We start from the raw sequence: 14,161 nt of genomic DNA, 5'->3' as shown, positions 1-14,161 counted from the left end.
TATTTTTATCCCCTTATGTTTATTTCTGTGAACTGTATATTTGTATCTCATCTGTTCCTGATCGTATTCCTTTTGCATTACTATAAAGGGAACTTAACTCAATGAGCTGCTCACGAAACGGAAAGGCATCATTCACATACAAATCTAGTTGTTTGGAATAACTTTTGTTTTGAAAGCTTTCCGCTGAAAAAGTAGGAAAGGATGTTAATTGACGCTTTTCATCTTCAGAAATATTACTTTTTGGTAATAGAATGAATAATGTAAAGCCCACCATTACAATTCCAACCATAATGCCGATATGAATTTTCTCGAATATATTATCTTTTTTCATTCATTACTCTCCTTAAAATCTAAAATAGAGAAATGGATTATAACTTTCGCTAACCAGAACAGCTGTACATAGGATTAAAATCATAACATTTACAACAACCAAGCAACTTTTGTGTATAGCACCATTGAAATTTTTTTTCCCAATGACTTGGATTAGTGGTGTACATAATAAAATAGCAATCACTAGCCAAAAAATATTATTAGTTATAATAATAGTTAACTCAGTACTAGCGAAGCTTTGATTAGTAAAGCCAAAGAGAACTTTTAAATAAGAGAAAGCTTCATTCATATTTGTAAAATAGAAGAAGGTCCAACCTATAATTACAACCACTAGTAAATAGCAGTGTGAAACAATTCTCGGCAGTTTTTCTAAAATTCTTCCTAATACTTTTTTCTCTAAGTAAATTAAAACCCCAAAATACAGTCCCCAAATAACAAAATTCCAACTGGCACCATGCCATATTCCAGTTAGAAACCATACAATCATCAAATTTAAAAATTGATTCTTTCGGTTTCCGCCAAGTGGGATATACACATAGTCTCGAAAGAAACTACCTAAAGATATATGCCAGCGTCTCCAAAATTCTGTAGCAGATCGTGAAATATATGGAAAGTTAAAATTCTCTTTAAATTCGAAGCCAAATATCTTCCCTAAACCTATAGCCATATCTGAATATCCTGAAAAATCAAAGTATATCTGTAACGAGAACATCGCAATACCAAACCATGCCTCTGTTACGCTTAAGCTTTCCGAAGAACGCTCCATAAACATCGTTGCAAAACTACCAGCTGTATTAGCTAGCAATACTTTTTTTCCTAATCCAACTAAAAATCGATTCACACCATCACTGATTTGGCTAAAATTTGTAGTTCGATGCTCTATTTGTTTAGCAATATCCGAATATCTTACGATTGGCCCTGCAACTAGCTGCGGAAATAACGACACATACAAAAGGAAAGTAGAATACTTTCTTTGTGCTTGTACTTTTCCTCGATACACATCCACTGTATAAGAGATTGTTTGGAAGGTATAAAATGATATACCAATTGGTAATGCAACATCTGGTACTTGGAACGACGTATTAAAAACAAGATTTACATTTTCATAGATGAAAGCACTATACTTAAATGCAATTAACAAGGATAGATTTAATATAATGGAAGAAACGACACCATATTTAGCCCATTTTGTTCCATGAAACCTTTCAATATACAAACCATGAAAATAATCAATACTACCACTAATAAGTAATAGGACAATCCATACTGGCTCACCCCAAGCATAAAAACATAATGAAATCATTAATAAAATAATGTTTTTAAACTTTCTATTTCTCACTGAGTAATAAAGTATTATGCTGATGGGTAGAAACAAATAAATGAACAAAAGACTTGAAAAAACCATTGTATCCTCCTTTCATTTTTATAGTAAAAATAGAACAAAAAATTTGTTCGTATAATTACTTAGGTACATAATTTGTTTCAAAACTCTCTATATGGGCATCAATTACTATCCCAAATTCATATAGAAAGGAGTAAATCTCGATGAACCAAACAAGTAGAAGAGATTAGTCAGTGAGAACCAACTGAAATTGCGTGTTTATCACGAATCATCTACTCTATATTGAAAAGTTGAAAACCCATATTGTTAGACTAGGTATGCGAGTAAATGAACTAGAACGACAAATCCGTTTAACAATCCACTTCCATAACTAGTGTAATCTAGGTGTGTTACGCGAATGTTACAAAGACCACTAACCTACTATTTTTTTATTCAAACCAAAAATCCATATAGTCATTATCCAAAATGGTCTTGATAATAGGTAAGCCCAAACCTGTACCAGAAAGCCCCTTACTTCTTGATTTCTTCAGTCGACAAAAACTGTTGTAATGCTTGTTTGTTTTTCTCGAAATCGATACTTAGAACTGCCCCTGCTGCTACACGCTTATCTTCAAAAGAGTTTTCAACAGGGATACGTAACGTCTCTATATTTTCTGCCTTCCCAATAAGCAAACCTTTACCGATTGTAAGGATTGTTCGATTGTCAACGTTTGTATTAATATAAGGTTCAACAACGCCAAGTAACTTAGGGAAATTTAGTATACTGTGGATGCTGACAGCCTCATCCTTTAATTTCGACAACGCCTCCTGCTGCCGCTCCACTCGCCCAAAATCACTATGAATATCGTGGCGGAAACGAACATACCCAAGTAACTGTTCGCCATTTAAAACTTGGTTTCCTGGCTGTAAGGTCATTCCTATTCCATGAGACATGGCGTATGGAATATCAACTTCTATTCCATCAGGTGCTATAACATCTACAATTTTTGAAAATCCAGTAAAGTCAACAATCGCATAGGAATCAATATTGACATCGAAATTTTCCTTTATCGTTTTCCTAACAAGCTCCGGACCTCCAAGAGAAAAGGCCGTATTCATTTTATGGTATCCGTAATCCGGGATAAACACATATGTATCTCTCATGATCGATACGAGTTTCATCTGATGAGTCGTTTGATTATAATGAGCAATCATTAACGTATCAGCCCGTGCAACTTCCTCTCCCCGAGAGTCACTACCTAATAACAGAACATTAATTTCACCAAATTGTGGATCTGCACCTTCAAAATCATCAAATAACGTTTCTTCTTCTTTAGCCAATCCTTTGTTTGCCATAGCCAGTCCACTTTTGTATTGGACTACTCCATATATGATTCCCACTAACAAAATCAATGTCGTCACGATAAAGAAATTCCTTAGTCTTTTACGCTTTTTGTTTCTTCGTTCGCTTTTTCCCATCCATAAATCCACCTATCATTAAATTTCATATCATGTTTTATTGTAACTACTTAGGTACATGAATTGTTTCAAAACTCTTTATATGGCTTATAGAAAGGAGGACATCCCGATGAAATATCCAGTCAAAGAAATTAGTCATGGAGAACCAACTGAAATTATGTTGTTTATCACGATTAATCTACCCTATATTGAAAAGTTGGGAATCCAAATTAATCAACAGAAAGCCCATTTTGTTAAACTAGAACGACAAGTCGAGCTAACAATCCTCCATAACTAGAATAACCTGCGTCTGTTACGCGAATGTTACAGAAAACGTTAGCCTATTATTTTTTAATTCAAACCCAAAATCCAAATTGTGATTATCCAAAATGGTCTTGATAATAGGCAATCCCAAACCTGTACCAGAGAGCTCCTTACTTCTTGATTTTTCTAATACGTAAAATGGTCTCCATATACTTTCTAATTCATTTTCATCAATTTCGCCAACCCCGTTAGCAATCGTAAGCTTGACGATATTATTGCTTTTAGTTAAAGTAATTTCAATACGCTTATCATTGGAATATTTAATAGCATTGGTAATTAAATTATCGAGCACAACATCTATTCCTTCTTGTTCTGCATGAATAAAATAGTCCTCATCCGCATCTATATTTAATGAAAAATCAATACTGTTTTCCTGTATTATCAGTGTGTATTTTCCCGTGATGGCTATAATCCTTTTGCCTAAATCAAAAGCAGATTTATTTAATGAACTACTTTCTAATTCTGTCCAAAACAAAAGCTTCGCGATTAATAAATCCATTTTCTCAATCTGTTCTTCAATTACATCCCTAAATGTTCCGTCATCTAAACCGTCCAATATACCTTGTTCATAAACTTTCACGATTGATAGTGGCGTTTTTAACTCATGGGACACATCAGACATTAATTCTCTCATTCTCATATTTTGAGCATTGATTTCATAATGCGCTTTCTCTAATTTTTCACTCATACTATTTATACTCTTTGCAAGTTCTCCTACCTCATCATTAGTTTTAATCTCTTCTTTCCTGAATTTTAAATCGGCTATATCGCGAGACAAATTTTTTAAGGATTCCAAAGGCCTTGTAATTTTTTTAGAAATGATCACTACTAAAAAAATAATCAAAATTACTGAAATGATCATAAAAAACATATTAAATCTATTTATTATTTCGATTGCCTCTTCCATATGTGGCAATGGAAATCCTATAGCAATAATAGTATTATCTATTTTTATAAATTTAGTTAATACTTTATATTTGCTTACACCTTGATCGTATATCTTATTAATGTTTTTCTCTTGCAAAGCATTTAACGTACTTTCAGTAATCCAAAATTTGTTTAGCTTTATTTTTTTAATTTCAAACGCTAATTTTATTCTTTCATTAATTTGATTCAAACTTCCACTAATCTCTGAATGAACAATAGTTACGGCATATTCTTCTTCTATTTGTTTCAATCCGTTTAAAAAATCATTTTCAGGGACACTGAGTATATCGCTAGCTACCTCGTCTAATACCTTTCTTTGCTCGTAAATGTAATATCTGTCCACTAGGAAAACATTTATTAGTATTAAAAATATAAAAGTAGAAATTACAATGGATGATATGCCAACTGCAAGCTTGTGCCTAATTTTAATCTTCCTTCACCTCCAGACAGTACCCAATGCCTCTATAAGTTTTGATAATGTCATCCCCAATTTTGGTTCTTAATCTTCTGATGTGGGTATCTACTGTTCTATAATCTCCGTCATAATCCATGCCCCAAACTATGTCAATAAGTCTATCTCTCGATAAAATAACGCCTCTATTTTTAATGAAGACCAGTAACAAATCATATTCTATCTTTGTAAGTTGCAATGGTTCTTCTCCCTTATATGCTTTTTTTTCATTCTCCTTTATCCTAATATTTCTGAACTTAATTTCTTCACCACTATTCATTAGCTTTTTAGCTCTTAAGATTAATATCCTTGGATCAAATGGCTTCTTGATATAGTCATCAGCCCCACCATTTAAGGCCTTTATTTCATCTTCATTTTGACCTTTAGCTGTTAATATCAGAACTTTAGTCTGACTATTTCCCTTAATATATTTACATACCTCTATTCCATCGATTATTGGCATCATCCAATCTAAAATGGCTAATTCAATCTTGGTTGATTCAAATATATCCAATGCTTCCTGTCCATCCCTAGCCTCCAGGACATTGAAGCCTTCATCTCTGAAATAGGCTGAAAGTATCTTTACCATTTGCGGTTCATCATCCGCTATCAGAATATTCATTTCTCGTTCCCCCTTTGAGTTAAAAACATTGAATGAAACCTTATTATTACAAAAGAAAAACAAAAAAGGCATCATGAAAGTATGGTCAACTCAGGAGAAGCCTTCAAAAGGTCAAAAATAATCAAAACGAAGGATCATATAGTTATGTCAAACACCGATATCTCAGGAGGGCTCCAAAGCCTAATAGGTATCCTCGTTGTGCCGATTCCGCTATTCACATAAAGATGCGTATGAATTCCTAGCTGGTACATCCCTTTTCTATATTTCTTTGCAAGTGGGGGTGTCACTACAGGTCCAAGCGTCGGAATATCAACCTGCCCTCCGTGACTATGTCCTGCCAGTGCCAAATCAAAATTGTCATACCCTATATCGTCCACAAGGTCTGGCTGATGCAACAGAAGCAGCTTAGCTCCCTGATTGTCAACATCTGAATATGCCTTTTGAATATCCGGTTTTCCAAGCATGGCATCATCTAGGCCTATAATATTTAGTACTTGTCCACTTTCAAGTTCTAATGTGCTACTCTGATTTTTAAGTAGTGTAAATCCTGATTTCATCATAATATCTTCGTAGAACCTGACTCCACCACCTCCGTGGTCATGGTTTCCCCAAACAGCGTAATTGCCATATCTACTGCTTAGCTTACCCAATATTCCACTTATTTCAGACTTCCCTTCGAACTCAAATGCGACATCCATGAGATCTCCCGTAAAAGCGATTACGTCAGGTTCAAGATCATTGATTCTGTCTACAAGCCTCTCTAGCTGCTCTAACGAATAATTCGGACCTAAATGGACATCTGAAAACTGTACTACCCTTATGGAATCCTCGCCTCCCGACGAAAACTCGAGTTCATACTCCTGTGTAACAAGGCGTTTTGGCTCTATTTTAATTGAATATACAGCCAATCCAGCTACTACTATGCTAGCTATAACCAAGCATTTTATTATTCCTAAAACTAACCTTTTCAATTCTTCACTACCTTTTTTACTTATTATTACTAACACCTATCTAAGGTCTTTCATGTGAATTTATTCATAGTCATTTATGTGACTAATGGTTCCAAGTAGACGAAAAATCTGATCCAACATCAACTTTTAAAGTTAATAGTTCTTCATTTCACAACAAGCTCGAAATCTAATGGAATTTCATAGCAATGATTTCCCCTTACTAGTACCATACAGTCTCATTGTGACGCCAATGTTACATTTGAGAGGAATCTAAACTAATTACAAAAAATGAGTTCAAGTGCTTGCTTTCGATGTGGGAGATTGTCTGTGACTATCGTTTTTTGGATTACTCATATTTTACGTGTAACTTTGTGTGTTGCTGTTAAGCATACATATGTTTGTATTTTTCCACACAATTATCCACCAGACTAGAGTGGTATAAAAAAACAGGACTACTTTTATTTGAGCAATTAATAAAACATGCTTAAATCGATAACCGATTTAAGCATGTTTGCTGTATAGATTTTATGTAGTTGAAACTATCAAACTTCACCTTTATATTTCACTACAGTTTTTTATCAAACATAAAATCAATTTAACATTGAGTGTCGGAAACATTTTACGAGATGATCATTCACCATCCCTATTGCCTGCATGTAAGCATAAATAGTTGTAGGACCTACAAATTTGAATCCTAGCTTCTTCAAATCTTTGCTAATCAATGCTGATAGTTCTGTTGACGCAGGGACGTCTGAAATTTCAGTCCATACATTTCGGATCGGCTCGTAATTCACATACTTCCATAAAAAAGAATCAAAGGTCCCGTATTCATCCACTAATGCTAAATACGCTTTAGCATTCGCAATAACAGCATTAACCTTTAACTTGTTTCTAATAATACCTTCATTATTCAAAAGTTCATTTATCTTATTTTGATCATACTTGACAATTTTCTCTGCATTAAAATAATCAAATGCCTCACTAATTGTATCCCTCTTTTTTAAAATTGTTGACCAACTTAAACCCGCTTGTTTACCTTCTAAAATAAGTAGTTCAAACAATTTATTATCGTCATGAACTGGAACTCCCCATTCATTATCGTGATAATCTCTTTCAAATGTATTCGCATCAGCCCAGCCACATCTAATAAGCGGAATTTCATTACTCATTACAATCTCCCCCTCTGCTCTTTTAATTATATCTAACCACAATACTAGTAACCAAAATGAATTGAAATTTATCTCGCCTTAACGAGCAATAAGACCCTCGCTGATTGAGAATTACCTTTATGTAAAACAACGAGCGGGTTCACTTCTATTTTTTTGAACATCAACGTTCACATGCATTACCGTCTTTATTGCCATCCATTTTTTCAACGTAAGCAGGATGCCCTTTTCCCACACCATTTGTATATTTCTGACGCAGTTCCGTACAATTAGTAAACATTTCTTTAGTACCGGATTCAGGTTGGGTTTCTGTATACGTTCCACTGTCAAATCCGCGATCAGTCGCATAATCTTCAAGCGTCCAGATACCGATTCCCGCTTTTTTGGCCTTCTCTTCTGCTTTCTTATAAGCGTCGAGATGTCGTGTATTTGGTGGATAGACATAAGCCACACGAGCGAGTCCTTCTTCCAACAGAGTTTCCTGAACGCTCACACCATCAATGTAAAGATAAGCAAGCAATCTATCATATTTATCTGTTTTCCCACCGATATCAAATTCAATTTCGAGTTTTCCACTACTCATCAACTCACGATTGCGCTCTTTTGCTTTCTCACCGAATGGTTGCTTTCCAAGACGCGGATGATTCGTTTCCGGTGTATCAATTAGTAAATACCGGACATTCTGCTCTTCACCTTCATACATAATTTTAATCGTATCCCCATCAATTGTCTTCACAAGTTCCACTGGGATTAAACCCGAACGACTCGGATCTGATTCTGGTTCTTGTTCCGGAAAGAAAATATTGTACACAATCAACGCGAGTAAAACGATACCGATACTCACTATACCTGCCGGTTTTCTCAGTAAAGTGCCAGCATTCTTTTTGTTTTGTTTCATGTATTCGTCATCCTTTTACTAGTTCATTAGTTGTAACATTCAATGTTACCATTTATGCAACCAAATGAAAACAGCCGCCACCTAGGTGACGACCGCTTCACTTTCACTCCATCAATAGATTTTACGTTCCCAATGCCGGTGTGCGGCGACGGCAGCGATAAATTCGCTGTTAAAATCTGCAGCACCTGCTAGTACGATACCCGGGCCAACTTCCGCATCTGACGCCTCGAAGAAAGGCTTACCTGTTGTGGCGATACCGATCGGTTTATAATGCTGAAAAGCTTCGTTGATAAAATTGACGATATCTTGCTTAAGTTTTCTTGGATTATCCGCCTCGCCTCCGACGACGTATAGTCCATCATACAAAACAGAATGGACAGTGAGGAAAGTCTCCGTCACTTCGACTGCCAGTTTATCTTCACCATGAACCAAACCTAACTTCTCGCCGACAATATTCACAGTCATCCCTGCGTCAAGACAGGCTTTGACAACCGTTTCCACTTCGCTTCCATTGAATTTTTCACCAATAAGAATGGCGATTTTACGTGTAGTCGGCAATTTCGTCGTTAATTCCTGGCTTAGGGCTGGGGACAACTCGGTCACATCCGATTCCACGCCCTCCGGTTGATTGACGCCTACCGCTTCAGCAATAGCAGTTGCCAACCCTTTGTCGACATTGACAAACATATCCACAACTTGCTGTTTGACATTCTTATTTTTCACCTTACCGACTTCAAAACTGAATGCATCGACGATATGTTTTTTTTCTTGCAGTGTCATACTGTTCCAGAAAAGACGTGCTTGCGAGAAGTGATCACTAAATGATTCACTACGCGCTTGAATTTTGCGACCTTCTACTTTCTCCTGATAATGGACGAAACCGCCTTCGTCTTCGGTAGAAGTCGTCGGTGTATTGTTTGCCAAAGAGTTTTTATGATAGCTGACCTGCCCCACATTGATTGCCTGTCTGCCATAGCCATCACGTTGATTGTTATGGATTGGACACACTGGGCGGTTAATCGGCAACTCATGGAAGTTCGGTCCGCCAAGGCGTATGAGCTGCGTATCCGTATACGAAAACAAGCGGCCTTGCAGCAATGGATCATTTGAGAAATCAATCCCAGGAACCACACTTCCCGGATGGAATGCGACTTGTTCCGTTTCGGCAAATACATTATCGACATTACGGTTCAATGTCATCTTCCCGATAATTTTGACGGGCACTTTCTCTTCCGGCCATAGCTTGGTCGGGTCCAGGATATCAAAATCAAACATGAACTCATCTTTTTCTTCAATCAATTGGACTCCAAATTCAAATTCGACGAAGTCCCCTTTTTCAATGGATTCCCAAAGGTCACGGCGGTGGAAATCAGGATCTTTCCCGGCGATTTTCTGCGCTTCATCCCAAACGAGGGAGTGAACACCTAGTTTCGGTTTCCAGTGGAATTTCACAAAATGCGCTTTTCCTTCGGCGCTCACCAATCGGTATGTATGCACCCCGAATCCTTCCATCATCCTGAAACTCCGCGGAATCGCGCGATCGGACATATGCCACATAATCATATGAGCAGACTCCTGGTTACTTACAACGAAATCCCAAAAAGTATCATGTGCAGAAGCCGCCTGCGGCATTTCGTTATGCGGTTCAGGTTTTACGGCATGGATAAGATCAGGGAATTTGATGGCATCCTGGATGAAGAAAACTGGCATATTATTACCCACTAAATCATAGTTTCCTTCTTCGGTATAGAATTTCACCGAAAATCCGCGTACATCGCGTACTGTTTCTGCCGATCCCTTGCTGCCCGCAACGGTGGAAATCCGTGTGAATACCGGTGTTTTCGAACCGGGCTCCTGCAGGAAAGCCGCTTTCGTATAGTCTTTCATCGATTCATATAATTCAAATTCACCGTGAGCCGCGTAGCCTCTTGCGTGCACGACTCTTTCAGGAATCCGTTCATGGTCAAAATGGGTCATCTTCTCGCGGAAGTGGAAGTCCTCCATCAATGTCGGACCACGCAATCCCGCTTTTAGGGAATGTTCATCTTCTGATACTTTAAGTCCTTGGTTCGTCGTCATCTTTTTGCTTGCATCATGTGAACGGAATGTCTCTAGTTGTTTACCTTTACTGTTTTCATTAACATTATGTTTGCTGTCCAATGTCGTTTCCTCCATTCGGAATTTTAGTAGTCTCCTACTCTATTCCCCAATAGACTCAACTCAAACTGACAAAATCAGTATACACTGCTTCCTACTAGATAGCCGATAAATGCAAGGATAATTCCAGTAACATATAAGAGCATCAGATAGATTATCGCATTCCCTTTCTTACCGTTTCTCCACATGATGAGTAGCTCTTTATTCATCGTGGAAAATGTCGTCAACGCTCCAGCAAATCCCGAGGCCAACAGTAATATCGCCCATAATGGCAATGCAAGACCGAAAGTAATTCCAATCAGCAGGGCACCTATCAAATTCACAAGTAATGTCCCCGCCGGAAACCCATCCTGATTATTCAATTTCTCCGAAATTAAATACCGGATAACAGCTCCGAAAAATCCTCCGATCCCTATCATCACCATATCCATGAACGTCATGTACGCACTCTCTTCCTGCCTAGACGAAAGCCGAGCATACCGACAGAAATTCCTCCGATTACACTAAAAATGATATACAATCCAGCCACGATAATTTGACCTTTTTGTATCAGTAAAACAGTCTCCATACTAACTGCCGAAAATGTCGTAAATGAACCTAAAAAACCCGACGTCACGATATCTTGTAATTCTTTATGCACTACTAATTTCTGAACTGCCCCAGCCACTATGAAACAAAGCAAAAACGTCCCGACTATATTTACAGTTAACGTAGAAAAGGGAAATCCCGAGTCATTGGAAACAATCCGACCTATTACCACTCGTATAATTGCCCCAGCCGCTCCAGCCAAACCAATCCACAAAAGCTTCCTCATTGGCTAACTTTTTCGAGGAGCCTAAGTGAAAGCACCGTTTCAAGATCCAGCCGCTTCTCCACTTTACCGAATTGGATATTAATTCCATCACCCTCACGCCGGATGATTTCACCCTGTCCGAATACACGGTGTTTAACCGCTGTTCCAACTGCAAGCTCGTCACCGTCTTTAATACCATTAGGATTAAGTGCAATCGAGGCTTTGGTAATCTTTACTGGTTTCTGTTCTTTTTTCGCTTCTCCTGGTTTCAAAAGGAGTCCTCGTACTTCATTCAGAAACCTAGAATCTTCTTTCGGCTTCCCTTCGTCCTGACCGAATGATAGCAATTCAAGTCGACTTTTCGCACGTGTCATACCGACGTAGAAGAGCCTTCGCGCTTCTTCCAACATTGCAGCGTCCCCTTCATCTTCCTCAGATGGAATGACCCCTTTTAGCAAGTCAATCATGAACACACGCCGAAACTCAAGCCCTTTTGCACTATGGAACGTCGATAACGTCACCGCATTTTCAGACGTATTGGATTTTGCGTTTTGTACCGCCTTTTCAAGTTCTTTCAAGCGGCTCGCAAATTCGACCATCGTCTTTAGTTGAGATGCAATTCCTTCCAGCGTATCTAGAATGCTAAGGAGACTATCGATTCTGTAGCCGAATTTTTCAGCCCGACTTTTAAGTGCTGCCTCATAGCCTAGATCGTTGCGAATTAGCTGAATTACGCGTTCCGGGCGCATGTCAGGAATCACAGCATAACCCTTTTTATAGTCAGCTAACTTTTTAACTTGACTGTCCTTCATTTCAACCGTTTGAATAAATGCATCGAATACATTCCCCGTTGTTGCCGTATTTTCAAATTGTGTGAGCATATTTCGCGAGATGAAAATATTCATTTTCATAATAATTTTAGCAAATATATCTTTCCGTTCCGTATTAAAACTGAGACGCATAAAGTTCAAGATATCTTCGACAATCCAATGTGAGAAAAACTTGTCGTCAGCATCCTTCATATAAAATGGAATACCGCGCCTGTGCAGTTCACTCACGAACATCGTTGAAGATGAATTATTCCTGAACAAAATAGCAATCTCATTCAAGTTCTTCTCTCCAAGCAGTTCGTACGTTACATATTCTAGTTGTTGTTTCGGGCTATTCAGCTGTTTAATATAGATCGGCTCTACCTTGCCATTTTTTGTATGCATGTCTTTCGGATAGCGCTTTTTGTTCCGTTTGATGAACGTCGAAGCCAACTCCACGATTTCTTTTGACGAGCGGTAATTGCGTTCCATCATCAGTACTTGAGCATCCGGATAGACACGCCTAAAATCTAACAGATAATCCGGCTCTGCTCCCCGCCACGTATAAATTGACTGATCATCATCTGCAACAACACAGAGATTTCCATGATGTGCAACGAGATGCTCCACAATTTTATGTTGAACAAGGGAGGTGTCTTGGCTTTCGTCGGTCAGAAGGTAGTCGTAAAGGTTACGGAATCGCTCACTAAGTTGCTCGTCTTCACGAAGCGCCTGTTCAGAAATTGTCAACATGTCATCAAAATCGAGAAGCAGATGCCCATTTGTCCGACTCTTATGTTGTTCATATTTCCTTGCGATGCGCCCTGCCTTGTCGACAGGCCCCTTCAGCTCCTCCCATTCCTCAATGGGAATTAAACGGTTTTTTATCCCACTGATGAACGTCGACAGAGACGACAGTTCGTCATCGGTGCAATCCTCTTTCAATACGTCTTTATAAATCCCTTTCAATAAAAAGGCCTTATTGATAGACTGACGACCTGTTCCACTTCCTTCAATCAGCTCATACGTTGTGCCTATCTTATCTAAATAAGTACGTGCAATCATAAATGCCAAACTATGGATTGTGGAAAAGTCGACACGTGCACTGTGCGGGAAGAACCTTGTAAACCGCTCTGTCATATCACGCGCAGATGCCTTACTGAAGGTAATCGCCTTAATCCGTTTCGGGTCTACATTCTTTTCTTCAATTAAATAACCGATGCGCATAATCATCGTCGTCGTTTTCCCTGATCCAGGGCAAGCTAAAAGTAGAAGTGGTCCGTCCGTTTGTAGGACTGCTTTCTTTTGCACTTCATTCAAATCTATATTCAATTCTTTCTTTTTTCTTTCAAAAAAATTTTTCATTTTACAGTAACTCCTTTTACATACATTGTTCTTAATTTACCATACGAACGCTTATTTGTAGAGGAATCAAATAGCGTCCATACAAAAAACCTTTACTGAGTAAGTAAAGGTTACGGTTACTGTTGTATATTGAGTATCTACTAAAACACCTCTTAATGATTTTCCATATAATTAGTCATTAGATCATTGAAGCACACTAGTGTTGCATTAATTGAAACCGAAAAGAAAAAGTCCTTTTTAGTGGGAAAGAAAGTTTTTATGCCATGGAGGCTGCTCTTGTAGGCGAGAACTTGCAAACTACACTCAGTTTCTCTTCGTTTTTAGCATCGTTGATATTAACGATAGCCGAGGAACAGAGATGCGTCTAATCACGAATCGATTTGATCTCTCAGCGGGTAGTGTGGAAAAATGACAATAAAATTATTTAATTTTGATGTGCACTACTTCAAGTTGTAAATCATCATTTTCGTGACGGGAAATCTTTTTTCGACAACCTTTTTTAATAAATGAAAGCGCTCGTCTGTTTCTTCCGTTTTGATAAGCACATCAAATTCGACTTTAGGAATACCCACGGATACACTTTTAGTGCG

13 protein-coding genes are annotated in these 14,161 nt (G+C 38.0%); 1 reads left to right on the top strand and 12 read right to left on the bottom strand.

Annotated elements, in window-relative coordinates:
• Positions 1 to 19 precede the first annotated feature (19 nt).
• The 3 genes from FQ087_RS23400 to FQ087_RS00370 all read right to left on the bottom strand — a co-directional run bounded on the left by FQ087_RS23400 (position 20) and on the right by FQ087_RS00370 (position 3,130).
• Positions 20 to 331, bottom strand: coding sequence for a DHHW family protein (locus FQ087_RS23400; RefSeq protein WP_149578599.1), 312 nt, complete (start codon positions 329 to 331; stop codon positions 20 to 22).
• A 12-nt stretch (positions 332 to 343) separates the two neighbouring features.
• The gene (locus FQ087_RS00375; protein WP_149578598.1) at positions 344 to 1,735 is read right to left on the bottom strand and encodes an MBOAT family O-acyltransferase; all 1,392 of its coding nucleotides are present in this window, start codon (positions 1,733 to 1,735) and stop codon (positions 344 to 346) included.
• A 447-nt stretch (positions 1,736 to 2,182) separates the two neighbouring features.
• The gene (locus tag FQ087_RS00370) at positions 2,183 to 3,130 is read right to left on the bottom strand and encodes an LCP family protein (protein WP_149578597.1); all 948 of its coding nucleotides are present in this window, start codon (positions 3,128 to 3,130) and stop codon (positions 2,183 to 2,185) included.
• A 109-nt stretch (positions 3,131 to 3,239) separates the two neighbouring features.
• On the opposite strand from FQ087_RS00370, the gene FQ087_RS22270 reads away from it, so the two are divergent.
• Entirely contained in the window at positions 3,240 to 3,407 is a 168-nt protein-coding gene (locus FQ087_RS22270; protein ID WP_188006588.1) for a hypothetical protein, read from the top strand.
• Between the two features lie 15 nt (positions 3,408 to 3,422).
• Here FQ087_RS22270 and FQ087_RS00365 read toward each other — a convergent pair whose 3' ends face one another.
• The 9 genes from FQ087_RS00365 to FQ087_RS00325 all read right to left on the bottom strand — a co-directional run bounded on the left by FQ087_RS00365 (position 3,423) and on the right by FQ087_RS00325 (position 13,571).
• Entirely contained in the window at positions 3,423 to 4,703 is a 1,281-nt protein-coding gene (locus FQ087_RS00365) for a sensor histidine kinase (protein WP_223145584.1), read from the bottom strand.
• Between the two features lie 82 nt (positions 4,704 to 4,785).
• A complete protein-coding gene (locus FQ087_RS00360; RefSeq protein ID WP_149578595.1) occupies positions 4,786 to 5,433 on the bottom strand; it encodes a response regulator transcription factor in 648 nt (215 codons plus the stop codon).
• A 134-nt stretch (positions 5,434 to 5,567) separates the two neighbouring features.
• The gene (locus tag FQ087_RS00355) at positions 5,568 to 6,404 is read right to left on the bottom strand and encodes a metallophosphoesterase (RefSeq protein WP_223145583.1); all 837 of its coding nucleotides are present in this window, start codon (positions 6,402 to 6,404) and stop codon (positions 5,568 to 5,570) included.
• A gap of 569 nt (positions 6,405 to 6,973) precedes the next feature.
• Entirely contained in the window at positions 6,974 to 7,552 is a 579-nt protein-coding gene (locus FQ087_RS00350; protein ID WP_149578593.1) for a DNA-3-methyladenine glycosylase I, read from the bottom strand.
• Between the two features lie 160 nt (positions 7,553 to 7,712).
• Positions 7,713 to 8,447, bottom strand: a complete 735-nt coding sequence (locus FQ087_RS00345; RefSeq protein WP_149578592.1) for a thermonuclease family protein — start codon at positions 8,445 to 8,447, stop codon at positions 7,713 to 7,715.
• A 111-nt stretch (positions 8,448 to 8,558) separates the two neighbouring features.
• Positions 8,559 to 10,622: a catalase gene (locus tag FQ087_RS00340; protein WP_149578591.1), complete on the bottom strand. Its 2,064-nt coding sequence runs from the start codon at positions 10,620 to 10,622 to the stop codon at positions 8,559 to 8,561.
• Between the two features lie 59 nt (positions 10,623 to 10,681).
• Positions 10,682 to 11,044, bottom strand: coding sequence for a fluoride efflux transporter FluC (locus FQ087_RS00335; protein WP_149578590.1), 363 nt, complete (start codon positions 11,042 to 11,044; stop codon positions 10,682 to 10,684).
• A complete protein-coding gene (locus FQ087_RS00330; RefSeq protein WP_149578589.1) occupies positions 11,041 to 11,418 on the bottom strand; it encodes a fluoride efflux transporter FluC in 378 nt (125 codons plus the stop codon). Before FQ087_RS00330 ends, FQ087_RS00335 begins: the two co-directional genes overlap by 4 nt.
• Complete coding sequence (locus FQ087_RS00325) at positions 11,415 to 13,571, bottom strand: ATP-dependent helicase (RefSeq protein WP_149578588.1); 2,157 nt, start codon at positions 13,569 to 13,571, stop codon at positions 11,415 to 11,417. Before FQ087_RS00325 ends, FQ087_RS00330 begins: the two co-directional genes overlap by 4 nt.
• Between the last annotated feature and the right edge of the window lie 590 nt (positions 13,572 to 14,161).

Source organism: Sporosarcina sp. ANT_H38 (genome assembly GCF_008369195.1).
GTDB lineage: Bacteria > Bacillota > Bacilli > Bacillales_A > Planococcaceae > Sporosarcina.
Note: the sequence above shows the minus strand (reverse complement) of the source record. Positions and strands in the feature narration are given on the sequence as shown.

Bases quoted from the DNA above. Each gene is read 5' to 3' on its own strand.
- FQ087_RS23400 (WP_149578599.1), bottom strand. From the start codon at position 331: ATGAAAAAAGATAATATATTCGAGAAAATTCATATCGGCATTATGGTT.
- FQ087_RS00375 (WP_149578598.1), bottom strand. From the start codon at position 1,735: ATGGTTTTTTCAAGTCTTTTGTTCATTTATTTGTTTCTACCCATCAGC.
- FQ087_RS00370 (WP_149578597.1), bottom strand. From the start codon at position 3,130: ATGGGAAAAAGCGAACGAAGAAACAAAAAGCGTAAAAGACTAAGGAAT.
- FQ087_RS22270 (WP_188006588.1), top strand. From the start codon at position 3,240: ATGAAATATCCAGTCAAAGAAATTAGTCATGGAGAACCAACTGAAATT.
- FQ087_RS00360 (WP_149578595.1), bottom strand. From the start codon at position 5,433: ATGAATATTCTGATAGCGGATGATGAACCGCAAATGGTAAAGATACTT.
- FQ087_RS00350 (WP_149578593.1), bottom strand. From the start codon at position 7,552: ATGAGTAATGAAATTCCGCTTATTAGATGTGGCTGGGCTGATGCGAAT.
- FQ087_RS00345 (WP_149578592.1), bottom strand. From the start codon at position 8,447: ATGAAACAAAACAAAAAGAATGCTGGCACTTTACTGAGAAAACCGGCA.
- FQ087_RS00340 (WP_149578591.1), bottom strand. From the start codon at position 10,622: ATGGAGGAAACGACATTGGACAGCAAACATAATGTTAATGAAAACAGT.
- FQ087_RS00335 (WP_149578590.1), bottom strand. From the start codon at position 11,044: ATGACGTTCATGGATATGGTGATGATAGGGATCGGAGGATTTTTCGGA.
- FQ087_RS00330 (WP_149578589.1), bottom strand. From the start codon at position 11,418: ATGAGGAAGCTTTTGTGGATTGGTTTGGCTGGAGCGGCTGGGGCAATT.
- FQ087_RS00325 (WP_149578588.1), bottom strand. From the start codon at position 13,571: ATGAAAAATTTTTTTGAAAGAAAAAAGAAAGAATTGAATATAGATTTG.